Here is a 25,134-nt window from a genome sequence, read left to right as displayed (position 1 = left end):
GTCTTCTCGTCCTTAGATGAGAAGAGCCCCTTTTTTATTTGTCAAAAATTATTTTATATAAATTAAATAGGAGGGATAGTATGTCTAATGTATTTGACGTTTTAAAGGAAAGAGGATATATCGATCAAACTACTTATGAAGATGAATTAAGAGAAATGCTAAGTAAGGAGTCTGTTTCTTTTTATATTGGATTTGATGCAACAGCTGACAGTTTAACTTTAGGACACTTTCTTCAAATAATGGTTATGATGCATATGCAAAGAGCTGGACATAGACCAATAGCGCTACTTGGTGGAGGTACTACAATGATAGGTGACCCATCAGGTAAATCTGATATGAGAAGAGTAATGACTAAAGAAATGATTGATTACAATGCTAGCAGATTTAAAGAACAATTATCTCATTTTCTAGAATTCGGTGATGATAAAGCAATTATGGTTAACAATGCTGATTGGTTACTAGAATTAAATTTCCTAGAATTTATGAGAGAAATTGGAGTTCATTTTTCTGTAAATAGGATGTTAACTTTTGATTGTTACAAAAATAGAATGGAAAAAGGCCTAACATTTTTTGAATTTGGATATATGCTGATGCAATCCTACGATTTCTTACACTTATATAGAAATCATGGCTGTAAATTACAATTAGGTGGCAGCGATCAATGGTCTAATATCCTCGGAGGATACGAACTTGTTAGAAAACTTGAAAATGATAAGGTATATGGTATGACTTTCAAATTGTTAACTACTGCTGCTGGTACAAAGATGGGTAAAACAGAAGCAGGTACTATTTGGCTAGACCCAGAAAAAACTCCACCTTATGAGTTATACCAATACATGAGAAATGTTGACGATAGAGATGTAGAAAAATTCTTAAGCCTATTAACATTCTTACCTATGGATGAAGTAAAAAGGCTTGGTGCATTAGAAGGATCTGAAATAAATAAAGCTAAGGAAGTACTAGCTTTTGAAGTAACTAAAGCTATTCATGGTGAAGATGAGGCTACTAAAGCTCAACAGGGAGCTAGAGCATTATTCTCTGGATCCGCCGATGAAGGTTCTATTCCCTTTACTGAAATGGATAAAACTATATTTGAAACAGGAATAGGAATACTAGATTTACTAAAGGACCTAGGCTTAACTAAATCTAATAGTGAAGGTAGAAGGCTTGTTGAACAAGGCGGAATCCATATAGATGATGTAAAAATTGAATCTATTGATAAGAAAGTTACTTTAGATGATTTTAAAGATGGAAAAATTTTAATTAGAAAAGGTAAAAAAGTATATCATCAAGTTAGAATATAATACAACTTCCTCTTTTTAGTGTCAAACACTAAAAAGAGGAAGTTATTATTTATATCTACATGGTTTTCGTCGAAACTACATCTATACCAGTATGAAGAATATCCTTAATAATTATATCTCCAACTTTTACATGATAATCTACTTCTATCCTTTTTATTTCTTCCACGCATTGTTTAATTAATCTCTTTGGTATAGGACCATTAGTTTTTACAGGAAGTCTTGGCAATAGTCCATTTTTAAATTTTACAGTAGAGGTTACAACTCTAGTGGGATTTGTTATTTCCTTGATACCATAGATTCTTCCTCTGTTACATTTATTGCCCTCTACTATATAATCATTACTCTCTTTAGTTATAGTCAATCTACATCCTCTAGGACAAACTATACATACTAACTCTTTCTCCTCCATGAAAACACCTCCTATTGAACTTCAATAGATATTTCTGCAGCACCTTTTATATCTTCAACATTAATATTAGCAGATTCCATTTCTCCCGGAGCTAAATGAGATTTTTTAATTCTTTTAAACTCCTTATTATCTATTTTTATCACCAACTCCCTGTTTTTAAAAACATCTGTAACCCTCATAAATACTTCTAAATCTTTCTCTATATTTGATGGTCTTATAATTTGAGGAACAATATATTTAATTCCATAGCCGGCATAGGTTTTTACCGTATCCTTTTGTAGCATCAATTGGTTTTTAAGATATTTTACTGCTCCTTTCCCAGCTCTCTTACTTTCCTCTGTAACCCAGTCCACTAAATCATGAACATGAACTACATTTCCGCAAGCAAATATTCCTCCAATACTTGTTTCCATGGATTCATTTACCACAGGTCCTCCTGTTGAATTATCTAAATCTAAATTAACCATTTTAGACAATTCATTTTCAGGTATTAATCCAACAGATAATAGCAATGTATCACACGGAATAAATTTTTCCGTACCTTCTATAGTCCTTCTCTTTTCATCAACCTTAGCTATGGTCACACCTTCTACTCTATCTTTACCCTTTATATCTATAACCGTATGACTTAAAAGCAAAGGTATATTAAAATCATCTAAACATTGAACAATATTTCTCTTTAGCCCTCCAGAATAAGGAAGCAATTCTACTACAGCCTTAACTACAGCTCCTTCTAAAGTCATTCTTCTTGCCATGATAAGTCCTATATCTCCAGAACCTAAAATTACTACTTCTTTTCCTACCATATAGCCTTCTATATTTACAAAACGCTGAGCCGTTCCTGCTGTAAATACACCTGCTGGCCTAGTACCAGGAATATGAATAGCTCCTCTAGTTCTCTCTCTACATCCCATAGCAAGAATTACAGCTCTAGATTTAATATTCATCAACCCATCCTCTGGATTTATAGCAATAATACTTTTATCTTCTTCTAAGGTAATGACCATTGTATCCAATTTAAATTCTATATTCAAAGCTTCTAATTCTTTAATAAATCTGTCAGCATATTCAGGACCTGTAAGCTCTTCATTAAAAATGTGTAATCCGAACCCATTGTGAATACATTGATTTAAAATACCACCAAGTTCTTTATCTCTATCTATTATTAATATACTATTTATTCCCTTCTTTTTGGCTTCAATAGCTGCAGCTAATCCTGCTGGACCTCCACCTATAACTACTAAATCATAGTTCATCTTAATCCCCCATTCCATCAATGTTTTCCCACTGATTCTTTAATATATAAGAGCCTTGTTTATCTTTAACTATATCCTTTATATCTTTATTAGTTTCTCTAGCTAGAATTTCCATTACTCTAGGTAGACAAAATCCACCTTGACACCTACCTGATCCTGGTCTTGCTCTTCTTTTTACTCCATCTACTGTAGTAGCCCCTGCATTTCTATGAATTATATCTATAATCTCACCTTCCGTAATGTTTTCACATCTACAGATGACTCTTCCATATTTAGGGTTCTGATTTATAATTTCTTTCTTTTCATCATCAGTTAACTCCATAAATCTTACTACTTTTCTCCTGTTAGGATTAAACTCTTCATTTTTTTCTAACTTACCAATTCTTTTTTCTAATAAATTCACTACATATTCAGCTATAGCTGGAGCTGCTGTTAAACCAGGAGAATCTATTCCTGCTACATCAATAAATCCTTCTGCTCCCTTTACTTCTTCAATAATAAAATCTCTTCTGCTAGTTTTAGCTCTAATACCAGAAAAAGAAGTAATGACCTTGCTCAAATCAATTTCTTTAACACTATTTTCTCCTAAATGTCTTACATACTCTAATCCTTTTTGAGTAGTAGTTACATCATCTTTTTCTTCAATTATTTCCGAATTAGGTCCGATAATTAGATTTCCATGTACTGTAGGTAATACCAGTACCCCCTTACCTTTTTCTGTTGGACATTGAAATATAACAGTATTGGCTTTATTTCCTTCAGATTTATCCAGCAAATGATATTCACCTTTTCTAGGAATTATTTTAAAACAAGGATCTGCCACCATATTATGGATCTCATCTGCAAAAATTCCAGCAGCATTTATAATATATTTTGTATTAATCTTTCCTTCAGAAGTGTATATCTTATAACCTTCTCTATTCTTTTCAATATTTGTTACCCCATTATTTAATTTAAGTTCTACCCCATTATCCATAGCATTTTCCATTAACGCTATAGCCATTTCCCATGGTCCAACTATACCAGCTGTTGGAGCATATAAAGCTCCTATAACTTTGTCACTTATATTTGGTTCCACTTTCATTGCTGCTTCTTTATCTAAAATTTGTAAATTAGGAACTCCAAGTTTAATTCCATTTTCATATAGATCTTTGATAACCTTCATTTCCTCTTCATTAAAGCCTAGTACTAAAGATCCAATTTTCTTAAAAGGTACATCTAATTCTTTACATAGACTTTCATACATAGCATTTCCTAGTACATTTAATTTGCCCTTTAAGCTACCGTATTTAGGATCATAACCTGCATGAACTACCCCACTATTAGCTTTAGTCGCTCCTAAAGATATATCATTTTCCTTTTCTAGTAGTACAGTTCTTAATTTATATTTGCTTAGCTCTCTAGCTATAGCAGTTCCTACTATTCCACCACCAATAATAGCTACATCATAAATCACGATTATCCCTCCTTTTGATACAAAAAAACCATGGAAATCAAGCCCTCAAAGGAGCTTAATTCCATGGTTATCTCTTTATCTCATCCATGTAATTATTAAATTAGCTTTATTATATAATATGCTTTATTTGAAAATTTGTAAAGTTTATATTATTCTTCTTTTGCCCAATCTAGAGATCTTTTTACTGCCCTCTTCCATCCTCTATAAAGTTTCTCTTTTTCTTCTTCCTCCATTATGGGTTTAAATCTAGTTTCTATCCTCCATTTATCCGATATTTCTTGTTTGTCTTTCCAAAAGCCTACAGCTAATCCTGCTAGATATGCAGCTCCTAAAGCAGTAGTTTCTATGATTTCTGGCCTATCAACGTCTACTGATAATATATTAGATTGAAACTGCATTAAAAAGTTATTTGCTACAGCTCCACCATCAACTTTTAAAGACTGTAGTTTAATACCTGAATCTTCTTGCATTGCTTCTAAAACATCTCTAGTCTGATAAGCAATAGATTCTAATGCTGCCCTAATTATATGATTCCTATTTGATCCCCTAGTTAAACCTACAACAGTTCCCCTGGCATACATATCCCAATAGGGAGCTCCTAATCCAACAAATGCTGGCACTATATATACTCCGTTATTATCTTCTACTTTAGTTGCAAAGTATTCACTATCACTTGCATCACTTATTATCTTTAACTCATCTCTTAACCACTGGACAATAGCTCCAGCAACAAATATACTTCCCTCAAGAGCATATTCAACCTTCCCATTTACTCCCCATGCTATTGTTGTAATCAACCCATTCTTTGAAGGTATCATTTCTTCTCCTGTATTCATCAACATAAAGCAGCCCGTACCATATGTATTTTTAGCCATTCCAGCCTCAAAACAAGCCTGACCGAATAAGGCTGCTTGTTGATCTCCAGCTATTCCAGCTATTGGTATCTCTGCTCCTCCAAAGGTATGAGGATCAGTAACTCCATAAATTTCGCTAGACTGTTTAACTTCTGGAAGCATGGAAGCTGGAATATCCAACTCTTTTAGTAATTTTTCATCCCATTTAAGTTCCTTAATATTATATATCATAGTTCTTGAAGCATTAGAATAATCAGTTACATGAACCTTACCTCTTGTTAAATTCCAAATTAACCAAGTGTCTACGTTACCAAATAATAATTCACCATTCTCAGCTTTTTCTCTTGCTCCTTCAACATTATCTAGTATCCACTTTATTTTAGTTCCAGAGAAATAAGCATCTATTACAAGCCCAGTATTATCTCTTACATAATCTTCAAGTCCTCTTTTCTTTAAATCATCACATATATCAGCTGTTCTTCTACATTGCCAAACTATTGCATTGTATATAGGTCTACCTGTAACCTTATCCCATACAATCGTAGTCTCTCTCTGATTTGTTATACCTATTGCAGCAATTTCTCCTGGTCTAATACCTGCTGTCTCTAGCACTTCTCTAGCAACTCCAGATTGAGTTCCCCATATTTCCATAGGATCATGTTCTACCCATCCTTTATTAGGATAATATTGTGTGAATTCATTTTGTGCTACCTTAACTATCTCGCCTTCATCATTGAAAATTATTGCTCTAGAGCTAGTCGTGCCCTGATCTAATGCCATTATATATTTTTTCTTCAAAACCTTTTCCCCCTTTTTTATATTATACACTCTTTCTTTCTAAATCCACAAGTTTAAAAAGAATTGATAAATAAACGCTCCAAGTAATCCGCCTACTATAGGTCCTATTATTGGTACAAATGCATATTCCCAATCTGAATCTCTTTTCCCTGGTATTGGAAGTAGAGCATGAGCAATTCTTGGTCCAAGATCCCTTGCTGGATTTATCGCATATCCTGTTGGTCCACCTAAACTTAAACCTATAGCCCATACTAAAATACCTGCTAATAGAGCCCCTAAAGCTCCTACAGCATTATTCTCATGATTTATTCCTAATATTCCTAGAACTAAAATTGCAGTACCTATTATCTCTGTAACAATATTCCACTTATAATTTCTAATAGCAGGTGATGTGCAGAATATTCCTAGCTTAGCATCTGCATTATCAGTTTCTGCAAAATGATCCTTAAAGGCTAAGAATACTAAAGTTGCTCCACCCATAGCCCCTAATATTTGAGCTACTATATATCCAGGTACTAATGACCAAGGTATCTTCCCAATTGCAGCAAATCCAATAGTTAATGCAGGATTAAGATGTGCTCCACTTACCCATCCTGTAGTATATGCTGCCACTGCTACACCAAATCCCCAAGCAGCTGTTACTACTATCCATCCTCCATCTTTAGCTTTTGATTTCGCCAAAGAAACGTTTGCCACTACTCCGCTCCCAAATAAAATAAGTATTAATGTTCCTAAAAATTCTGCCACATACATTCCCATATTCGTCATCTTACCATCCCCTTTTAATTTTTAAAAATATACTACTTTTAAACTAACGCTAGAACTTCACCTCCTTTCATTCTACATATGCCAAACGTCCTCTTTATTTGTTGATATGCTTATGCTCCCGAATTAATACCTTGAATTACATCTTGATACAAAAAAACCATGGAAATCAAGCCCTCAAAGGAGCTTAATTCCATGGTTATCTCTTCATCTCATCCATGTAACTATTAAATTAGCTTAATCATATAATATGCTTTATTTTAAAATTCGTAAAGTTTATATTATTCTTCTTTTGCCCAATCTAGAGATCTTTTTACTGCCCTCTTCCATCATCTATAAAGTTTCTATGATTTCTAGTCTGTCAACATTTGCTGATAGTATACTAGATTGAAATTGCATTAAAAAGTTATTTACTACAGCTTCACCTTCAACTTTTAAAGACTGCAGTTTAAATACATGAATCTTATTACATTGTTTCTAAAACATCTTTAGTTTGATAAGGATCTGCTATAGTTCTGTTTAATTTAATTATATATCGTCACACCGCTTTAGTCAAGTAAATTGACGGAATATTTTAAATTATTGTTTAGTAGTTTTATGAAGACTATTAAATAATAAAGAGCTTAAAAGTATAGCTTTGCAACTAGTAATTCCTTGATTTAAATCCATTATATGTATTTCATCTATATTAATTCTACCATCTATATATACCTTTGTAATTATCTATATTTATTACAACACTTTTATAATAATTCTTCTTACTCAGAAAAGATTTTTTACAGTTTTATACCAATATTATGTAAACATGCCATGTATTGATTGTTTATTTACCCATTATGTAATGATATACTTTTAAAAAATCGATACTTGAAAGGAGGTTAGTTGATAAATAAGTTAATTAATCTATTTTTAAGGAGGATATATATTATGTTAAAAAATAATAAAAAGGTGTTTTTCTCATTGTTAGCCACTACTCTATTAGCTTCATCAGTTGGACATGCTGAAGGTTTTAATATTAAAAATATTAGTGACTTCTCACTTTGTAACAAATCTCAGCCAAAAGAATGTGCAATAAACTTCGACTACTCTAAAAATAATGGAGATACAACAAATAGTAATTGCAAGTCTAACATTTTGCAAATGATCAATGGACAATTCGACAAATCAGATATACTTAACAATATTTGCAAACCAGGCGAAAATACCAATACTTGTAAACTAGGTTTAATTAACAACAACTGCAAATAATGATATACTTTTAAAAAATCGTTACTTGAGTTGATAAATAAGTTAATTAATCTATTTTTAAGGAGGATATATATTATGTTAAAAAATAATAAAAAAGTGTTTTTCTCATTGTTAGCTACTACTCTATTAGCTTCATCAGTTGGACATGCTGAAAGCTTTAATATTAAAAACATTAGCGACTACTCACTTTGCAACAAATCTCAACCAAAAAGATATACAATAAACTACAACTACTCTAAAAATAATGGAAATACAACAAATAGTAATTGTAAATCTAACGTTTGGCAAATAATTAATGGGCAAATCCAAAAACCAGGTGGAAATACTAATACTTGTAAACCAGGATCAACTAGTGACAATTGTAAACCAAATACTAATAAGCCAGATACTAATAAACCAGATACTGAAACTCCAACATCAGATGCAGGCAGCTTATCAGCTGTAGAAATGGAAGTAGTTAGATTAGTAAATATAGAAAGAGAAAAAGCTGGGTTAGCTCCTTTTACTGCTAGCAGTGAACTTTCTAAAGTTGCTAGAGTAAAATCAGAAGATATGGCAAAAAACAACTATTTCAGCCACACTTCACCTACTTATGGAGATCCTTTCGCCATGATGAAGTCTTTTGGAATAAAGTATAATACTGCAGGAGAAAATATAGCAAAAGGATACTCTTCTGCTCAGTCCGTAGTAAATGGATGGATGAATTCTCCAGGACATAGAGCGAACATATTAAATCCGAGATTCAATAAAATAGGTGTTGGGCTTTACAAAACTAGTAATGGAACTGCTTACTGGACACAAATGTTTACCAACTAGTTTTAGCTAAAAAATAATATTTTAGAATAAATATTGACATTTTAAATATAAATAGTTAGAATTCTTATTATAAGAATTCTAACTATTTTTTTATGTAGGTGATATATATGCCAAGGGATATTGAAGAAATAAAATTTTATTTAATAAAATTTTCTTCACAGTTTCATAAAAACTTTAGTTCTTTCTTCCGTAGGGGTTCAGATGATAAATATAATTGTAATAAAAATCAAATTAGAGCCATTACGATTATTGGTAGAAATAAATCTATAATTCCTACAGATTTGGGAAAATGTATTAATATGGAGAAAGGCAGTTTAACCACTTTACTAAATTCTCTAGAGGATATGGGTCTTGTTAAAAGAGAAAATGATCCTTTAGATAAAAGAAAAGTTATAGTTCAACTATCTAAAGAAGGTGAGGGATATTACCGAAAAATTGAAGAGAAAGTATTATCACAGATTCAAGAAGTGCTTAAACCTCTTACTGAAGAAGAAATCCAAATTTTAAGAGAGAGTTTAAAGAACGTTGTAAGCATATTAGATAAGGTAGGTGAAAAAAATGGATAAACATACGAACAATTCAAAAATGTTAGCTGAAGAAGATATTGGAAAACTTTTAATGAAATTCTCTATACCTGCTATTATAGGTATGATGGTTAATGCACTCTATAATATTGTTGATAGAATTTTTATTGGTCAAGGTGTAGGAAATCTAGCTATTGGAGGTATATTTGTAGGATATCCTATTTCTTTAATACTAATGGCTTTTAGTATGCTAATAGGAATTGGAGGAAATACTGTTGTATCTATTAGATTAGGAGAAAAAAAGAAGGATGAAGCAGAAAAAATTCTAGGTAACTCTTTTATACTTTTAGTTGGCATATCTGTTATCATTAGTATATTAGGTTTATTATTATTAGAACCCTTACTTAGAGCCTTCGGTGCCAGCGAAACTATATTGCCTTATGCTGTTGATTATATGAAAATTATATTAATTGGAGCTCCTCTACAGGCTATAGGTTTTGGTATGAACAACTTTATACGTGGTGAAGGCAGCCCTAAAATTGCTATGATAACTATGCTTATAGGTGCTATACTTAACACTATTTTAGATCCAATATTTATTTTTATATTTGATATGGGAATAAAAGGTGCAGCTTTAGCTACTATTATTTCTCAAGGTGTTTCTGCAATTTGGGTTATGAAATATTTTATTGGAAATACAAGTATATTGAGAATAAGAAAACAAAACTTAAAATTGAGAACAGACATAGTAAAAAATATTGTTACTATAGGCTTTGCACCTTTCAGTATGCAATTGGCAGCAAGTATGGTTACGGTCCTATTAAATAATAATTTAAAGAATTATGGTGGAGATGTGGCTACTTCTAGTATGGGAGTTATTCAAAGTATTTCTATGATGGTTTTAATGCCTATATTCGGTATTAACCAAGGCTCCCAACCTATTATAGGATTCAACTATGGTGCTAAAAACTATGATAGAGTTAAAAAGACTTTAAAATTAGCCATTATGGGTGCTACCGTTATTTCATTAGTTGGATTTATTTTGACACAAGCCTTCCCAAAACAGATCATAAAAATATTTATAAGCGATGAGCAAGAGTTGGCTGAAATATTAAATGTTGCCGTAAAAGGTTTAAGAATCTATTTAGCTATGTTGCCAATAATAGGATTTCAAATTGTTAGTTCTAATTACTTCCAAGCTACGGGTAAACCAAAACATGCTATGCTATTAAGTCTATCTAGACAAGTATTAATTTTAATTCCAGCCCTTTTAATTTTTCCTAAATTATTTGAATTAACTGGGGTATGGATGGCGGCTCCTGTTTCTGACTTAATTGCTTCTATTATTACTGGAACTTTATTAGCAAAGAGTCTAAAAAACCTTAATACGGAAACAAAATTAAATAATCTAAACAATATTATAGAGGAAAGATAAAAAACCCTATTAGAAAAACTTCTAATAGGGTTTTCTTATATCCTAAAATACATTATAGAATCTACAAGTTTCTTAGCTCTATCATTTAAATTAGCAGCAGATTTAGCTACTTCTTCACTAGATACATTTAGTTCTTCTGTTGCAGCAGCTATTTGTTGGGATGAAGCTGATACTTCTTCTGCTACAGCAGTTGTATTTTCTATGTTACTCATTATATGTACCTTATCTTCATTTAATTTACCTATATTGAAATTTACTTCCTGTATATTTGGCAATATATCTTCAATACTATTAATTATATCCTTATAAGAACTAAGAGAATTATTAATTATTGATATTTGTTGCATTAGTTTTTCATTCATATTCTCTGAAGTATTAACAACTACTTCACTTTCTTTAATAACATTTTTTGAAATATTGTTAATTCTTATAGATGAATCCTTAGATTGTTCTGCTAACTTTCTTATTTCATCAGCTACCACAGAAAAACCTTTTCCTGCTTCTCCTGCTCTAGCTGCTTCTATAGCTGCATTTAATGCTAGCAAATTTGTTTGTTCTGCTATAGAATTAATAAAGTCTGATATTTCATTTATTTGATTTAAATTATTACCTAACCCTTTAATTCTATCTTTTACCTCTATAAATACTTCATTAATATCCTTGGTAGAGGTTTCCAAAGTCGATAAATCTTCATTACTGACAGCTACCCCTCTATTTATAATGTCGACTTTATTAGATACCTCTTCAACTATTCGAACAACATTATCTAGACTTTTCCCAAAATGGCTGATAGTATTAGTCATCTCAGACATCTCTGAGGCTTGAGAATTTGTTCCATCTGCCATTTCTTCAATGGATGCGGCTACTTCTTGTGATGAAGCGGACATCTCTTCTGATATGGATAATAAGTTTTCATTATATTGTAAAGTTTCACTACATATGGTATGTATGTCACTGAAAACAGCAGCAGTTTTTATTCTAAGATTATCTATAGATTTTCCTATTTCTTCTATTTCGTCTTTACTTATAATTTCCAAAGGTACTGTAAAGTCACCTTCTCCCATAATATCTAATACTCTTTTAATTTCTTTAACATTATGGGATATCTTTTTGGAAAATTTCAGTCCTAGAATAATTGTAACGACTATCACTATTAAACTTGTAATAATTACAGATAATAGTATTCTAGACTTAATGGCAATAAAGCTAGAAATATCTTTATCACAGCCTACTACTCCAATAACTTCCCCTGATGAATTTTTTATAGGAGCATAAGCAGATAAAAAATTTTCATGTTCATCTGAAAAAGATCGATTAGTTGACTTTACTTCTCCATTGAAGGCTTTTTCTAATGCGTAATTAGTTTCGTATTTTTCTCCTATAGGTATTGGATTAGATAAATTTCCATCTACTAACATTTCAATGGTTCCATCTTCTTTTCTACCTAAAGTGTACACATATTTTATTTGCTTACTATTTCTTAAATTGACTAAAAATCTTTGAATCTTTACATACTCTAATTCTTCTATAGTCCTTTCTTTTTTTATTTTTTCCAACTCGTTACCATTGATTACCGTCTGTAATTCTACAACTAGCTCTTCTGCTTCTTCTTTTAAATCTTTATTTACCAATTGGAAAATTAAAAAATTACCTAAAGCTATAAAACTTATGCAAACAACCACTATTAAACTTACAATTTTTAAAATCTTAATACCTAATTTGCTCATCTTATGTCCCCTTTCAACCATCTTGCTAATTAAAATACTAGTCCTTATTTACTTCAAATTATGTGGTTTTCCCTAAAATTATACATTTTATTATAAAATTCTAGATGTTTCTAAAAAGTCCTTTATTTTTATATTCTTTCTCTTTAGCGGTCTCATTAAATAGGAATGAAGACCCACAACCACCTAGGTCTTTATTCCCATTTAATAGATATATCTAATAATATTCTTACGAAATTAAAAAAATTTTTTAATAAAAAATAAATCCAGTACTAATAACTATAACAAGTCATCAGTACTGGATTTTATTTGCTTTATAAAATCCCTGCCATACGCATTAAATGTTTTGCATTTGTTGTCTCACAACGTCCTTTTTTTATTATGTAATCAAAGTGAATTTCATCATCTATATAGTACTCTGAAAAATGATAATTTACTGCTCTCACATCTTCGTTATCTGATAGTTCACATAGTTCAAAATCATGGGTTGAAATCATACTAATAATCCAAGACTGTGATAGCTTTTTAATGGTTTCTTTCGCTCCAATGATTCGATCTGCTGAATTTGTTCCTTTAAAAATCTCATCAATCAATAATAGCATTGGACGTTTGTATACACTATATTGTACCATAGTTTTAATTCTAAGTAACTCTGCATAGAATGTGGATATCCCCTGACTTACATCATCCTGTATACGCATAGAGGTAAATAGTGCCATACAAGTAGTTTCAAAATTTTTAGCACAAACAGGTCCTCCTGCATAAGCTAATGCCATATTGACACCTATACTACGTAAAAATGTAGTTTTACCTGACATATTTGAACCAGTTATAATACAGGTTTGAGCTTGTAATTCTAGTGAATTAGCGACTACTTGTTTTTCATTAATTAAAGGATGAAATATTTCTTCAGCCTTAAACCTTGGAATGTGGCTTTGAGTTATAGATGGAAAGCTATAATTATCTTTTACAGAACATATAACTCCAAGACTAAGGAGGGACTCTATTTCTCCTACTGCTTTCATCCAGTTCCTAATATGAGATCCATAAGTTGATTTCCAAGACTCTAAGGCTTCAGCACACTGGTAATCCCACATCAATGTTCCACAAGCAATTGCATAAATTATAGGACTGTATCGTAAATTAACAGCTTCACCAATAGAATTTAAGGCTTTTATCCCTTTTGTTGCTCCTTCCCCTTTAGTTAATTCCTTTTGCCACATATTTAGATATTCACTTGTAAATTTCTCTTTTTCTAAAGCTTCAAAAATTCTTCGATAAGCTTCAATATTTCTACTAAAAGAATATAAAGGACCTAAAATTTCTTTATTTTTTCTATTTCCTAATACTGCAAAACCAAATTGCAATCCTACACAAGCATAAATACTGAACAATGGTAATAATCCCATAGCAAATAAACCAATAAAAATTATAGTAATAATTGGCAACCCCCAAGTAAAAAAACGAATCCACTTTGGAAAATGCTTTGTTTTATCTTCCCCATATTGAATAAACTTTTCTATACCCTTATCTGCATTAATTTTCTGCTCCTTTTCAAGTAAATGGCTTAAAGTTTGGATATGCATAGAAAACTCTTTTTTACTTACTAATTCTTTTACAGCTTCTTGACGGCGAAGGATACCTTCTCTATCTGGCTCATAATTACATAGAGATTTAGCCAACATATCCCTACCATAGGAAGTATGTGCAACGCAAATGTATTGATACAACGATGCTTTTCCAAATAGATCTAAATCAATGGTTTGAGGTATCTTCTCAGTTAAATATTTGCTCCCATCTTCTTTAAACTCTTTCCATTGATTACTGAAACGATCAATATATTTTTCTAGTACAACTTTTTTGCTTTGTATATATTCTTTTTCTCCCTCCACTTTGTTGTGAAAATACAAAAGAAAAAAGAAAATAAGAAGTAAAGCAAATCCAAAGACACCAGCTATCTTATTTTTATTAAAAAATCTAATATAAAATGCTATAAGCAAAGCTATAAAAACCACTAGCCTTGCTGTGCTGATAAAATTAAATTTTCGATCCAATAATGTTTCTTCTTCTATAGCATTAGTTAACTGTTCCTTAAAATAATCCTCCCCCATTGAATAAATCCCTCCTTATTTATCTACTCTATTATATTCCCAATATCATCCTCTAATATTGTATTTAAATTATAAATCTTTTATTAGATCTATAAAATGCTTAGTCATTTTTGCTGTATATCCCCATATAACATAATTATTATATCTATAAAAATGTACTGAATGTTTCCCTTTATTAAAGTTATATTTCTTTCCATTTGGTATTAAATTATAGGGAAAATCTTCACCTATTGTTGTTCGCAAATCCAAATAATAAACTTTAGGTTCATTATTTAAAAAGAAATCTACAGGAACTGTGAATATATGATCTACTTCTTCCATACTTGGTTCAATCTTATCCACATCTATTCCACTAATTGTGGCTAAAAAGCAATGAATAGTCATATTTGCATAAGATACTAAATAATCTAATTCTCCAATTATTTTTATATTTTCTTTTGTAATGTTTAATTCTTCTATAGTTTCCCTTATAGCTGCTTCTTTATAAGTCTCATCTGACTCTAACTGTCCTCCAGGGAAAGATATTTCTCCTGGCTGCCTTTTTAAGTTATTAGCTCTTACTTCATATATAATTTCCCATGTACCTTTATTATTAATAAGAGGTATTAATACTGCATAATTATGCTTAATATCTATTGGTTTAGGAATTCTATTTTTAATTTTTTCCGTTATTTTATCTATATCCATATTATCCTCCTAAAACCTAAATTAAAAAAAGGGGCCTTAACGACCCCTAATTTTTATAGTAAATCTTCGCCTTCATCCCAGTTTACTGGGCAAAGTCCGCCAGTCTTTAATGCCTTAAGTACTCTTAGTGTTTCATCAACACTTCTTCCTACATTAAGGTCATGGATTACTGAATATCTAACTACTCCTTCTGGGTCTATAATAAATAGTCCCCTTAAAGCAACTCCTTGATCTTCTAGAAGTACTCCAAAGTTATTAGATACTTGCTTTGTCATGTCAGAAGCAATTGGGAAGTTAATCTTTCCAAGGCTTGAATTAATCCATGCCTTATGTGAATGTTCACTATCAACACTTACTGCAAGTACTTCTGCTCCTTCTTTCTTAAAGTCTTCAACTCTCTTACTATATCCTGTAATTTCAGTTGGACATACAAAAGTAAAGTCTAGTGGATAAAAGAACATTACTAACCACTTTCCTTCATAGTCCTTTAAACTAACTTGTGTAAAGTCGCTACCATCTCCTTTACATGCTGCCATTGTAAAGTCAGGTGCTTTTCTTCCTACTATTCTATCCATAATTTACCTCCTATATTTTAATGTTTTTTATTTTTGATATTCATCAGTTAACTATTTTATATATATCCAATTATATTCTTTTTAAACATTTCATTTGATATTAATTATCATTTATAACTTTTTTCAATATAATTATTAAAGTGGCTAGGATTAGCCTAGCCACCTTATTATTCTAAAATTCTATAAAATTTTTTATAAGCTCCATTTATCCATAATTCATTATACTTTTGTTTTTCCGTAACTCCAGCCACCATAGCTGCATAAATTGTAGCCAAAGATGCCCCTATAACTAAATCCATTCCAGAAATCATCAATCCTGCTAATAAAAATATAGGTGTAAGTTTTATTAGTGCCATTTTACAACCTTCTCATTATTTGAGTTTTGATACTATTTCTTAAATTTTCTTATGCCGCCCTTGAAGTTAGAATGTTCTGTAAATTCTTTGTATTAATACACAGGTTATCCTTTTGAAACCCTGTACATAATATCTATTCCATATCCGACCTTAACTCTGTAATATCCTTCTAACATTAGATCTATATCCTTATCTCCTGTGTAAATTAAGAGAGGTTTTCCTCCTAGTTCTACTATTTTTCTATTGGAAGAAATTATATATATATTTTCTTTTTCTATTTTTTTAATTACTTTATCGCTTATTTGCTGGTTTCCTCTTCCTAGAAGATAGCCTTGCCCTCCAGTAGGCGTTATTATAAGCTTACTTTTACTATTACTTACTATTTGTAAGATATCTTTTTCACTACAATCCGATTTAATAAGCTTTTTATCTTTAATAATATCTACACCTAGTAATGTGTAGGGTAGATTTAAGCCTTCCATAATTGCTCTAGTCGTAGTTCCCGGTCCAATAATATAATATACCCCATCTATCATATTATCTATAATGTCCAAAGCTATAGCTTTCTGATTTTCTTCTTCTTTTAACGGTGTAGGAGCTTTTTTATTTTGTAGATATTCTTTTTTATAAGGAACTTTTAAATATCCAAATAGTCTAGTTCTAACTTCATTTTTTCTAAAAGCTTCTTCATCAATATCTATTACTTCTTCTTCTTTGACTACAAAATTTTCACCCTTTAAATATAATAACGCTAAATCCCCTGCCTTTTCTGGTGTATTAGCATAGACAGGAGAATGAATTTTTACTCCTGCTGGAATACCCAGAGTCACTATTCTATTTCCAACTCCCTTATAAATATCTCTAGCCGTTCCATCTCCTCCTACAAAAATAAGTAATTCTACTTTCTTTTCTTCCATTATACTAGCCCCTATCATGGTTTCTCGAGAAGTAGTATTTCCTGACGATTCTAAGATAACTCTTACATTAAAGCCTAACCCCTTACACTGATCTTCTCCCATATCCCCAGAACAAGTAAGTATTATTATGTCATCTTTTATAGGTAACAACCTCTCTATTCCTCTAAGGGCCTTTCTAGGGGCTTCTTTCATAGCCCCTAGTTTTATAGCTTTTCTAAGTATATTGACGCCATCCGTTCCTTTAAGTCCCACTCTACCACCCATGCCCGCTACTGGATTTATTATTAATCCTACTTTTTTCATTTTATCACTTCCATTATTAATCTACTTAGTTTTTCTTAAATAAACCCTCCAAGTAGGTGCCCATTTCTCTGGGTCATCAAAACTAGATTCATCTACTTGATGTATTGTACTTCTATGAGGTGCTCCTTGAATAATTTCAGGATTTTCATAGGCTTCATCAAATATATGGTGTAATGTAGCTATATATTCATCTAGATCCTCTTTGGAAGTTGATTCTGTAGGCTCTAGAGTTATAGGTTCTGGAATATAATATGGATGGTGACTAGTCCAGTAGTGCATACCAAAGTCCATTACCCTTCTTGCTACATCTCCTGATGTTATTCCTGTATCTTCTGTTAATTTCTCTAAAGTATATCTAACCTGTTCTACTCTTTGCTTTCCTCTTATATATGGTGCATCTACAGCTTTATGCTCTAGTAGCTTTTTAAATAAATAATTATTATTCAATACTGCTATTTTACCAACCTCATATAAGCCTTCTGCACCTAAGCTCATTATCCAAGCATAGGCTTTTAAGACAGCTTGGGGAACTCCATTAAATATTCTAACTTTTCCAATACTATTTTCTAACTCATAATTTAAGAAATATTTTTCTCCATTAAAATCTACTATTGGCTTTGGTAAATAGGGTTTTAATTCTTTTACTACTCCTAATGCTCCAGATCCAGGTCCTCCACATCCATGAGGTGTAGAGAAGGTCTTATGAAGATTAAAGAAACACATATGAAAACCTGCTTCTTTAGCCCTTGTTACTCCAAGAAGTCCATTGGCATTAGCTTGGTCATAACAATTAAGACCTCCTGCTTTCGTAACTAAATCTGTAAACTCTTTTATTCTCGGATTAAATATTCCTGTATCTTCTGGGTTGGCAACAAAGAAAGCGGCAGTTCTTTCACTAACGGCTTTTTTAAAGGCCTCATAATCAGGATATCCATTTTCATCTGGCATAATATTTATTATTTTATATCCCTTAAGAGCTGGTGCTGCCGCATCAGACGGATGAGAATAGATTGTAGTGATTATTTCATCTCTTTGATCTTCTTCTCCATTTATCCTATGGTACATTCTAACTAATGAAGCCATAGTCATTATTGCTTGAGATCCTCCTCCAGGCTGAAAAGTAAACTGATCCATTCCAGATATTTCTCTCATACAAAGGTCTGTTTTATACATAATTTCTAATATTCCTTGAACAGTACTTTCATCTTGTAGAGGGTGAAGTTCTGTCATCTTTTCAGTAGAAGCTAATTTATCATTTATTTTAGGATTATATTTTACAGTACAAGTCCCTTGACCAATTTCTACATTAAAATCTCCACCTAAAGTTTCTTGAGACAATCTTAAATAATGCATTAAAACTCTTTTCTGATTTATTTCAGGAAGATTAGGTAATTCTTTTCTTCTCATAGCTTTAGGAATAGAGGACACGCCATCTCCTACTTTATTCACTATTTCCTCTTCAGCCTCTGGTACTAAAATTCCCCTTTCACCCTTTTGGCTAAGTTCAAATATAATGGGTTCATCCCATTTAGCTTGATGAAAATTTCTAACCTTATGGTTTCTATCAATTCTCTTCATCAAATCAACCCTTTCTGTATATATTTTCTATCTTTCAACAATTTCTTTAATATCCATTACCAATTTATCAATATCTTCTTTTAGATGAATCTCTGTTACACAATATAGGCTGCATTGTCCTAACTCTGGAAAATCCTTAGATAAGTCCTTTCCTCCGAACACTCCTTTTTCTAATAACTCTTTATTTATTTCTGCAACAGTTTTACCTGTTCCATTAAAGTCCACTACAAATTCTTTGAAACCTATGGAGCTAAACCTAGATCCTTTAATTCCATTTATTTTATTTAATTCTCCTATAGCATATAAAGATTTCTGCATTATGTTTTGTCCTAGCTCATACATTCCATGAGGTCCCATTAGAGATAAATAAACTCCTGCTGTTATACCCCATAAAGCAGTTTGAGTTCCAACATATTCTTTTCCCTTTTCTCTAAGATTGCCAAAAGAGGTTCTTTCATAGGCTATGTCTCCAAAACCATATTCTCCCTCTTTTATAGTTGGAGCTACACCAAATAGTCTTGATGGAAATTCCATCACAAATTTTTCTTCATCCCTAGTAGAAATAAATCCAGATTGGCCACCACCATAATTCATATGGATTCCTAAAGGTTGTAAATCTCCACAGATTATATCTGCACCATAATGGCTAGGTGGGGCCAATACCCCTAAACTACTTGGGTCTACTCCTACAACACTAATAGCTCCTACATCATGGGCAAGTTTAGATATCATTTCTCCTTGATCTTCTATAAAACCTAGGAAAGAAGGATTTTCAAAATAAACTGCTGCAATTTCATTGGATAGTCTGCTTTTTAAATCTTCTAGATCCATTTTTCCAGTTTCTTTGTCATATTCAACTAAGGTAATATTAACTCCTGGATCACAGTAATTTTTCATTATCATAAGCTTATCTTTATCTATGGTTCCAACTACTAAGACTTCTCTTCTTCCTGTTATCCTAGAAGCCATTCTTAAAGATGTAGCTGCTGCTTGAGGCCAATCAAAGGTTGGAACATTTACTACATCCATATCAACAAGTTCAGCCACTAAACTTTCATATTCAAATAAAGTTTGAAATCTTCCATGATCATTATAAGGCTCACCTGCATAAGCCGTTAAAAACTCTGACCTACTATTTATTTCATCACATACAGCTGGAACATAATGCTGCCAGCATCCAGCTCCTAGAAAGTTTATATACTCTTTACAAGTCTTATTTTTCTTTAATATGGAATCAATTCCTCTCTTTAGTTCATACTCAGATTTATAGGGTTTTGGTAAATTCATATTAGATTTTAATTTTAATTCTTCTGGTATTTCTTTATGTAAATCTTCTAGATTTTCTAATCCTATTTCCTTTAACATTAACTTTTGAATCTCTTCATCAGAATTTGGAATATAAGGATGATTTTTATATCCACGTATAGTCATATTTCTACCTCCTTAAAATGTTGTTTTCTATGCTATTCCTCCACCATCTACTACTAAAGCAGTTCCTGTAATCCAATTGGATAAATCACTGGCTAGGAATAAAACTGCTTTCGCTATATCTAAAGGTGTGCCTAGTCTTTCCAATGGTCTACCCTTAGCAGAATCTACTAAGAAAGAATCTACTTCTTTCCATCCTAATTGACGTCCTTCATCTCTTAACATAGCTGTGTCTGTATCTCCTGGATTTATAGAATTAACCCTTATATTTTGTGGTCCATGATCTATTGCCATGGCACGAGTAAGGTTTACAATTCCGCCTTTTACGGCACAATAAGCAGCTGCTTTATCTCCTCCTTTTAGCCCCCAACCAGAACCAGTATTGATTATACTTCCCCCTCCTCCTTTTGCCATAACGGGTATAGCATATTTTGAAAGAAGATAAGTACCTTTTAGACCAACATCTATTACGAAATCCCATTCTTTTTCAGTAAGATCAACAACAGTTTTCCTTACAGTTACTCCTGCATTATTAAATAAAATATTTATTCCACCGAATTCTTTTTCAACAGCTTCAATAGTATTTTTACATTCATCATTAGATGTAACATCACATTTTAAAAATATAGCAGTTCCGCCTTCATTCTTTATTTCTTTTACTGCCTTTTCTCCTTGATCTGCGTTGACATCCAGTAATACCACTTTTGCCCCATATTCAGCCAATAATTTTCCTGTAGCCAATCCAATCCCTGAAGCTCCACCTGAAACTACAGCTACCTTACCGTCCAAACATAATGGATTATCTTTACATAGCATAATTAGCCCCCCTTATTATAGGTTTTTATATCTACTTCTTTTATATAATACTTTAATGCATTAATCATGCCAAGAAAAGATAATCTGATTATTTTTATAATAATACCTAAAACAATGGGTTTTACATACATTTATTTTTAAATATTCTAACTTTTTAAATTGAATATGATATAATAAATATAGTTTTTGCCATTAACGTCAACTTCATTGTCATTTATGGCAATTATAGGAGGAAGTTTTAATGATTGAGTTAAAATATCTTAAACCTACATTGAACAATATTGTTGCTACTTTATCCAACATAACAAACTTGGAGTTTGCAATATTTGATACTAAATCTAAATTAGTCTCCAGTACTCAAGTCTATTTACAAAGAAAGGGTAAAAATGTTCACAGTGCTTCTATCGAAGAGGTACTGCTTCAAGGAAATGTAGTAGTCAATAAACCGGGTCATATGGCATCCTGTATTGGATGCAGATTTGTTAATAATTGTCCTTCAACTATAGAAATATTAAGTTGTATTAAATTAAATAACTATCCCATAGGGGTTGTAAGTTTAACTTCTTTTTCTCAAGAAGGGCATATGCTCATTGAAGATAATATTAGAAATTATATGGAAATATTAGAATATACCTCTAATCTAATATCAATGTTTGCTTATAATGAAACTTATAAAAAGGATACGTTAATGCTACATAAAACTATTGATGAAATTATTCAAGATACAGAAAACAATTTACTCGTCATAGATGGAAATGGAGTTTTAACTCATTGGGGTCAAGGAATAAAAGATCTTTTTTCCTACTGCGATTTATATACTCAAACTATATATCAAATGTTTCCTGAGGAAGTAACTAACTGGCTCTTCAATAGCAAAAAAAACAGTAAAAAATATTTAGCCACTGATAATTTTAAAGGAACCATCTGCTCTACTCCTATTAAAATAGATAATGAAATTTTAGGTTATATAATTAAGCTTACAAAAGACAATAAAGGCTATAAAAATGATTTAGAAGAGGACTATTTAAAAAATATTATTGGCAGTAATAGAAAAATGGATAAAATAAAGGATAAAATAAAAAAAGTCTCTAATAGCTCTTCCTCTGTCTTGATCACAGGAGAAACTGGAACAGGAAAAGAAATAATAGCTAAAGCTATTCATTTTTTAAGCAATCGAAAAAAAAATCCTTTTGTTCCCATAAATTGTGCTAATATTCCTGAATCCTTATTTGAATCAGAACTATTTGGATATGAGGAAGGAGCTTTTACTGGTGCTAAAAAAGGTGGGAAGCCAGGATTATTTGAAATGGCAAATGGAGGAACCATATTTTTAGATGAAATAGGAGAATTACCTCTATATTTACAGGCAAAACTTCTTAGAGTTCTTCAAGAAAATACTATTCAAAGATTAGGTAGCATAAATCCTATTCCTATAGATATACGCATTATTGCTGCTACTAATCAAGATTTAGAGTCTATGATGGAAGAAGATAATTTTAGAGATGATTTATATTATAGACTCAATGTGATTCCTATAGACCTTCCACCTTTAAGAGAAAGGCTGGATGACATAGATATACTTGTATATCATTTTATTAAAAAATACTCTAATAAGCTGGATAAAAAAATAGATTCTATTTCTAATGAAGCTTTAGATATCTTAAAGAATTACTCCTGGCCAGGGAATATAAGAGAATTAGAAAATTCCATTGAATATGCTATTAATATGGAAGAAACATCTTCTATTCAACCTTTTAATTTACCTAAAAGAATAAGACATAATTCTAATTTTGGAATCAATATTAAAGATAGAGTAGCAGAAAAAGAAGCCGATATAATAATATGTACTTTAGATAAATATGGTTGGGATTTAAAAGGTAAGGAACAAGCGGCTGAAACATTAGGCATCAGTTTAAGAACTCTTTATAGAAGACTAAGAGAATTAGGCATAAATTAAAGTAGTGGACAAACCACTACTTTAATTTTATAGTTTTTTTAACGTTTGGAAATTTATTATATTCTAAACCTTTTATATATAATTTTTCTGGAATTAGTTCTTTTGTGTAATTCTTTGATTCTGGACGATATTCTCTTACTTGGCTATTCTTTAATTCTATCCTTTGTTCCTTTATAAAATTATACATAGTCATTTCCCATTTTTCATTATTTAAATCTACTGCTCTACCTTTCTTATCTTTTATGTGAACCCTACCCTCCTAAAGAGAAAAATACTGTTATAGAAGGGGATTGCATCTTTCGGCTTTGTTCAAAGTAATCAGGCTTTTTTAAACTATTAATATTTTCATAGGCTTTAAGAAGGGTATTTTGAAATATATCTTCTATGTCTTCGTGATTATACAAATAGGACCAACCTATTTTATATAACTTGTCCTTTCTTGCCATCATCCAACTTAGAAGACAGTCTAATTCTCCTTTTTTTATCTTTTTTACGATTCTTCTATTATCCAGCTGAATAATTTCCATCCACCTCCATTCCCTTCTACTAATTAGATATACAAAGTATATAAAAAGTTCCCAATAAATAAAAAAAGGAAGAATTATTCTTCCCTATCAAATATTATATTTCCTATTTCTAAAATCGTTTGTTCCTTATTGAAGATAGATATAATATCTACCTTTTCAATAATTTTATTTAATCTACTACATTCTCTTCTTTTTTGGTTAATTTCTTTGTTTTTAACCATATCCAATAGCTCTTCACAAGAATAAATCTTGAACCTTTTAATATGATATTCCTCTGCCTTCTTTTCCAGTAAACTAATAATTAAATCTTCATAATTATAATCTTTATCTAAATCTAGCATAGAAGCCAATTTAGGTATTATATATTCAAACAATGATCTTCTATAAGGAATCTCTGGGAGCTTTAAAATTTCTTGTATTTTTCTTACCTGTTTTTCCTTTAAACCAAGTAAATATTGGAGATAATAATCTTTATCTTTTTTTGATTCAATATAGTATAGTTCTCCTTTTAATCCTCTTAGAGCTTTTAGTCCATCATAATATCCTAATTGAATGTTTCTTCTAGATCTACTTGGTTCAAATTCTAGAGTTTTTCCTAAATCATCTTTTGGAGATATTAATATAGCATTTAAATCTGATAAATCAACTTTTCGAGTAATGCCCATTCCATGGGTTCTTACTAAGATTAAATCCCTATAGCCTTTATTTTTTAACATACCGAAAGGAAGATTATCGTAAATTCCACCATCTAAATAGATTTTTCCTCCCAGCTTTTCTGTCTTAAATATTGGTAAATAAGCACTCGCCATTAAATAATTTCTTAATTCTCCATTAGGAATATCTTCTAAATAAATTTGTAGAGGTTTTAAGTCTGTAATATTAACAGTAACTATTCCAAAATCCTTTCCAGAGTTTCTAATTTTCTCTTCATCTATATAGGTATTTAGTAAATTCTTAAAAGGGGTAATATCAAATCCTTTGTCTGCAATAACAGTTTTTAATTTCTCGGCTACACTGGCTAAATCTTCTTTTCCTAGTTTTAGGTGTTTAATCTTTTCTATCTCTTCATCACTGGCATCAATCACCATAGAATAACTTAAATCATACCAAAGCTCATAACACCTTTCATAATCACCTTGGACTATCATAGCTCCATTTAAAGCTCCAATAGAAGTGCCTGAAACTCCTTGAACTTCAATGCCTTCTTCTACTAAAGCTTTATAAGCTCCTATATGATAAGCTCCCTTAGCTCCTCCCCCCTCTAAAACCAGGCCATGCATTAGTAAGAAT

23 protein-coding genes and 1 other annotated feature (1 of these 24 running past the window's edge) are annotated in these 25,134 nt (G+C 31.3%); of the genes, 6 read left to right on the top strand and 17 right to left on the bottom strand.

Annotated elements, in window-relative coordinates; all coding sequences use genetic code 11:
• Positions 1-17: a binding site (T-box leader), on the top strand (it extends 183 nt beyond the left edge of the window).
• A 63-nt stretch (positions 18-80) separates the two neighbouring features.
• Positions 81-1,304, top strand: a complete 1,224-nt coding sequence (gene tyrS / locus KQI42_RS14695) for a tyrosine--tRNA ligase (RefSeq protein ID WP_216520975.1) — start codon at positions 81-83, stop codon at positions 1,302-1,304.
• Positions 1,305-1,359: 55 nt separating this feature from the next.
• Here the strand turns inward: tyrS and KQI42_RS14690 are convergent, their stop codons facing one another.
• From KQI42_RS14690 to KQI42_RS14670, 5 genes are all read right to left on the bottom strand, one after another.
• A complete protein-coding gene (locus tag KQI42_RS14690; protein ID WP_216520974.1) occupies positions 1,360-1,713 on the bottom strand; it encodes a DUF1667 domain-containing protein in 354 nt (117 codons plus the stop codon).
• A gap of 11 nt (positions 1,714-1,724) precedes the next feature.
• Positions 1,725-2,969 carry an NAD(P)/FAD-dependent oxidoreductase gene (locus KQI42_RS14685; protein ID WP_216520973.1) on the bottom strand — a complete coding sequence of 415 codons (1,245 nt, stop codon included), beginning with the start codon at positions 2,967-2,969 and terminating at the stop codon, positions 1,725-1,727.
• Position 2,970: 1 nt separating this feature from the next.
• A complete protein-coding gene (locus KQI42_RS21030; RefSeq protein WP_343231701.1) occupies positions 2,971-4,425 on the bottom strand; it encodes an NAD(P)/FAD-dependent oxidoreductase in 1,455 nt (484 codons plus the stop codon).
• A gap of 149 nt (positions 4,426-4,574) precedes the next feature.
• Complete coding sequence (gene glpK / locus KQI42_RS14675) at positions 4,575-6,077, bottom strand: glycerol kinase GlpK (protein ID WP_281420469.1); 1,503 nt, start codon at positions 6,075-6,077, stop codon at positions 4,575-4,577.
• A 39-nt stretch (positions 6,078-6,116) separates the two neighbouring features.
• Entirely contained in the window at positions 6,117-6,845 is a 729-nt protein-coding gene (locus tag KQI42_RS14670; RefSeq protein ID WP_216520972.1) for an MIP/aquaporin family protein, read from the bottom strand.
• Positions 6,846-7,724: 879 nt separating this feature from the next.
• Here KQI42_RS14670 and KQI42_RS14665 point away from each other — a divergent pair.
• The 4 genes from KQI42_RS14665 to KQI42_RS14650 all read left to right on the top strand — a co-directional run bounded on the left by KQI42_RS14665 (position 7,725) and on the right by KQI42_RS14650 (position 10,865).
• On the top strand, positions 7,725-8,090 hold the full coding sequence (locus KQI42_RS14665) for a hypothetical protein (RefSeq protein ID WP_216520971.1): 366 nt from the start codon (positions 7,725-7,727) through the stop codon (positions 8,088-8,090).
• 75 nt (positions 8,091-8,165) lie between these two features.
• Positions 8,166-8,906 (top strand): CAP domain-containing protein, encoded by a 741-nt coding sequence (locus KQI42_RS14660; RefSeq protein WP_216520970.1) that lies wholly within the window; start codon positions 8,166-8,168, stop codon positions 8,904-8,906.
• Between the two features lie 107 nt (positions 8,907-9,013).
• The gene (locus KQI42_RS14655) at positions 9,014-9,472 is read left to right on the top strand and encodes a MarR family winged helix-turn-helix transcriptional regulator (protein WP_216520969.1); all 459 of its coding nucleotides are present in this window, start codon (positions 9,014-9,016) and stop codon (positions 9,470-9,472) included.
• Complete coding sequence (locus KQI42_RS14650; protein WP_216520968.1) at positions 9,465-10,865, top strand: MATE family efflux transporter; 1,401 nt, start codon at positions 9,465-9,467, stop codon at positions 10,863-10,865. The genes KQI42_RS14655 and KQI42_RS14650 overlap by 8 nt, the downstream gene beginning before the upstream one ends.
• A 35-nt stretch (positions 10,866-10,900) precedes the next feature.
• Here the strand turns inward: KQI42_RS14650 and KQI42_RS14645 are convergent, their stop codons facing one another.
• From KQI42_RS14645 to KQI42_RS14605, 9 genes are all read right to left on the bottom strand, one after another.
• Positions 10,901-12,592, bottom strand: a complete 1,692-nt coding sequence (locus KQI42_RS14645; protein WP_216520967.1) for a methyl-accepting chemotaxis protein — start codon at positions 12,590-12,592, stop codon at positions 10,901-10,903.
• Between the two features lie 311 nt (positions 12,593-12,903).
• On the bottom strand, positions 12,904-14,700 hold the full coding sequence (locus KQI42_RS14640; protein ID WP_216520966.1) for a MutS family DNA mismatch repair protein: 1,797 nt from the start codon (positions 14,698-14,700) through the stop codon (positions 12,904-12,906).
• 69 nt (positions 14,701-14,769) lie between these two features.
• Complete coding sequence (locus KQI42_RS14635; protein WP_216520965.1) at positions 14,770-15,387, bottom strand: NUDIX hydrolase; 618 nt, start codon at positions 15,385-15,387, stop codon at positions 14,770-14,772.
• A gap of 53 nt (positions 15,388-15,440) precedes the next feature.
• On the bottom strand, positions 15,441-15,962 hold the full coding sequence (locus KQI42_RS14630; RefSeq protein ID WP_246566632.1) for a peroxiredoxin: 522 nt from the start codon (positions 15,960-15,962) through the stop codon (positions 15,441-15,443).
• 167 nt (positions 15,963-16,129) lie between these two features.
• On the bottom strand, positions 16,130-16,318 hold the full coding sequence (locus KQI42_RS14625; RefSeq protein ID WP_216520964.1) for a hypothetical protein: 189 nt from the start codon (positions 16,316-16,318) through the stop codon (positions 16,130-16,132).
• Positions 16,319-16,422: 104 nt separating this feature from the next.
• Positions 16,423-17,538 carry an ATP-NAD kinase family protein gene (locus KQI42_RS14620; RefSeq protein WP_216520963.1) on the bottom strand — a complete coding sequence of 372 codons (1,116 nt, stop codon included), beginning with the start codon at positions 17,536-17,538 and terminating at the stop codon, positions 16,423-16,425.
• A 21-nt stretch (positions 17,539-17,559) separates the two neighbouring features.
• The gene (gcvPB, locus tag KQI42_RS14615) at positions 17,560-19,116 is read right to left on the bottom strand and encodes an aminomethyl-transferring glycine dehydrogenase subunit GcvPB (RefSeq protein ID WP_216520962.1); all 1,557 of its coding nucleotides are present in this window, start codon (positions 19,114-19,116) and stop codon (positions 17,560-17,562) included.
• 27 nt (positions 19,117-19,143) lie between these two features.
• Complete coding sequence (gcvPA, locus tag KQI42_RS14610) at positions 19,144-20,547, bottom strand: aminomethyl-transferring glycine dehydrogenase subunit GcvPA (protein WP_216520961.1); 1,404 nt, start codon at positions 20,545-20,547, stop codon at positions 19,144-19,146.
• Between the two features lie 27 nt (positions 20,548-20,574).
• Entirely contained in the window at positions 20,575-21,360 is a 786-nt protein-coding gene (locus KQI42_RS14605; RefSeq protein ID WP_216520960.1) for an SDR family NAD(P)-dependent oxidoreductase, read from the bottom strand.
• A 241-nt stretch (positions 21,361-21,601) separates the two neighbouring features.
• On the opposite strand from KQI42_RS14605, the gene KQI42_RS14600 reads away from it, so the two are divergent.
• Complete coding sequence (locus KQI42_RS14600) at positions 21,602-23,317, top strand: sigma-54 interaction domain-containing protein (protein WP_216520959.1); 1,716 nt, start codon at positions 21,602-21,604, stop codon at positions 23,315-23,317.
• 16 nt (positions 23,318-23,333) lie between these two features.
• Here the strand turns inward: KQI42_RS14600 and KQI42_RS14595 are convergent, their stop codons facing one another.
• The 3 genes from KQI42_RS14595 to KQI42_RS14585 form a co-directional block, all read right to left on the bottom strand.
• Positions 23,334-23,510 carry a hypothetical protein gene (locus KQI42_RS14595; RefSeq protein ID WP_216520958.1) on the bottom strand — a complete coding sequence of 59 codons (177 nt, stop codon included), beginning with the start codon at positions 23,508-23,510 and terminating at the stop codon, positions 23,334-23,336.
• 58 nt (positions 23,511-23,568) lie between these two features.
• Positions 23,569-23,844, bottom strand: coding sequence for a hypothetical protein (locus tag KQI42_RS14590; protein WP_216520957.1), 276 nt, complete (start codon positions 23,842-23,844; stop codon positions 23,569-23,571).
• Between the two features lie 74 nt (positions 23,845-23,918).
• Positions 23,919-25,124 (bottom strand): patatin-like phospholipase family protein, encoded by a 1,206-nt coding sequence (locus KQI42_RS14585; RefSeq protein WP_216520956.1) that lies wholly within the window; start codon positions 25,122-25,124, stop codon positions 23,919-23,921.
• Between the last annotated feature and the right edge of the window lie 10 nt (positions 25,125-25,134).

Source organism: Tissierella simiarum, from assembly GCF_018917865.1.
GTDB classification, from domain to species: domain Bacteria; phylum Bacillota; class Clostridia; order Tissierellales; family Tissierellaceae; genus Tissierella_C; species Tissierella_C simiarum.
This window is presented reverse-complemented; position numbering and strand designations above follow the sequence as displayed.

Excerpts from the sequence above, each read along its gene's own strand:
- KQI42_RS14620 (WP_216520963.1), bottom strand. The coding sequence starts at position 17,538 with ATGAAAAAAGTAGGATTAATAATAAATCCAGTAGCGGGCATGGGTGGT.
- KQI42_RS14590 (WP_216520957.1), bottom strand. The coding sequence starts at position 23,844 with ATGGAAATTATTCAGCTGGATAATAGAAGAATCGTAAAAAAGATAAAA.
- tyrS (WP_216520975.1), top strand. The coding sequence starts at position 81 with ATGTCTAATGTATTTGACGTTTTAAAGGAAAGAGGATATATCGATCAA.
- KQI42_RS14650 (WP_216520968.1), top strand. The coding sequence starts at position 9,465 with ATGGATAAACATACGAACAATTCAAAAATGTTAGCTGAAGAAGATATT.
- KQI42_RS14690 (WP_216520974.1), bottom strand. The coding sequence starts at position 1,713 with ATGGAGGAGAAAGAGTTAGTATGTATAGTTTGTCCTAGAGGATGTAGA.
- KQI42_RS14630 (WP_246566632.1), bottom strand. The coding sequence starts at position 15,962 with ATGGATAGAATAGTAGGAAGAAAAGCACCTGACTTTACAATGGCAGCA.
- KQI42_RS14595 (WP_216520958.1), bottom strand. The coding sequence starts at position 23,510 with ATGACTATGTATAATTTTATAAAGGAACAAAGGATAGAATTAAAGAAT.
- KQI42_RS14655 (WP_216520969.1), top strand. The coding sequence starts at position 9,014 with ATGCCAAGGGATATTGAAGAAATAAAATTTTATTTAATAAAATTTTCT.
- KQI42_RS14645 (WP_216520967.1), bottom strand. The coding sequence starts at position 12,592 with ATGAGCAAATTAGGTATTAAGATTTTAAAAATTGTAAGTTTAATAGTG.
- KQI42_RS14685 (WP_216520973.1), bottom strand. The coding sequence starts at position 2,969 with ATGAACTATGATTTAGTAGTTATAGGTGGAGGTCCAGCAGGATTAGCT.
- KQI42_RS14585 (WP_216520956.1), bottom strand. The coding sequence starts at position 25,124 with ATGCATGGCCTGGTTTTAGAGGGGGGAGGAGCTAAGGGAGCTTATCAT.
- gcvPB (WP_216520962.1), bottom strand. The coding sequence starts at position 19,116 with ATGAAGAGAATTGATAGAAACCATAAGGTTAGAAATTTTCATCAAGCT.
- gcvPA (WP_216520961.1), bottom strand. The coding sequence starts at position 20,547 with ATGACTATACGTGGATATAAAAATCATCCTTATATTCCAAATTCTGAT.
- KQI42_RS14660 (WP_216520970.1), top strand. The coding sequence starts at position 8,166 with ATGTTAAAAAATAATAAAAAAGTGTTTTTCTCATTGTTAGCTACTACT.
- KQI42_RS14600 (WP_216520959.1), top strand. The coding sequence starts at position 21,602 with ATGATTGAGTTAAAATATCTTAAACCTACATTGAACAATATTGTTGCT.
- KQI42_RS14640 (WP_216520966.1), bottom strand. The coding sequence starts at position 14,700 with ATGGGGGAGGATTATTTTAAGGAACAGTTAACTAATGCTATAGAAGAA.
- KQI42_RS14635 (WP_216520965.1), bottom strand. The coding sequence starts at position 15,387 with ATGGATATAGATAAAATAACGGAAAAAATTAAAAATAGAATTCCTAAA.
- KQI42_RS14605 (WP_216520960.1), bottom strand. The coding sequence starts at position 21,360 with ATGCTATGTAAAGATAATCCATTATGTTTGGACGGTAAGGTAGCTGTA.
- KQI42_RS14670 (WP_216520972.1), bottom strand. The coding sequence starts at position 6,845 with ATGACGAATATGGGAATGTATGTGGCAGAATTTTTAGGAACATTAATA.
- KQI42_RS14625 (WP_216520964.1), bottom strand. The coding sequence starts at position 16,318 with ATGGCACTAATAAAACTTACACCTATATTTTTATTAGCAGGATTGATG.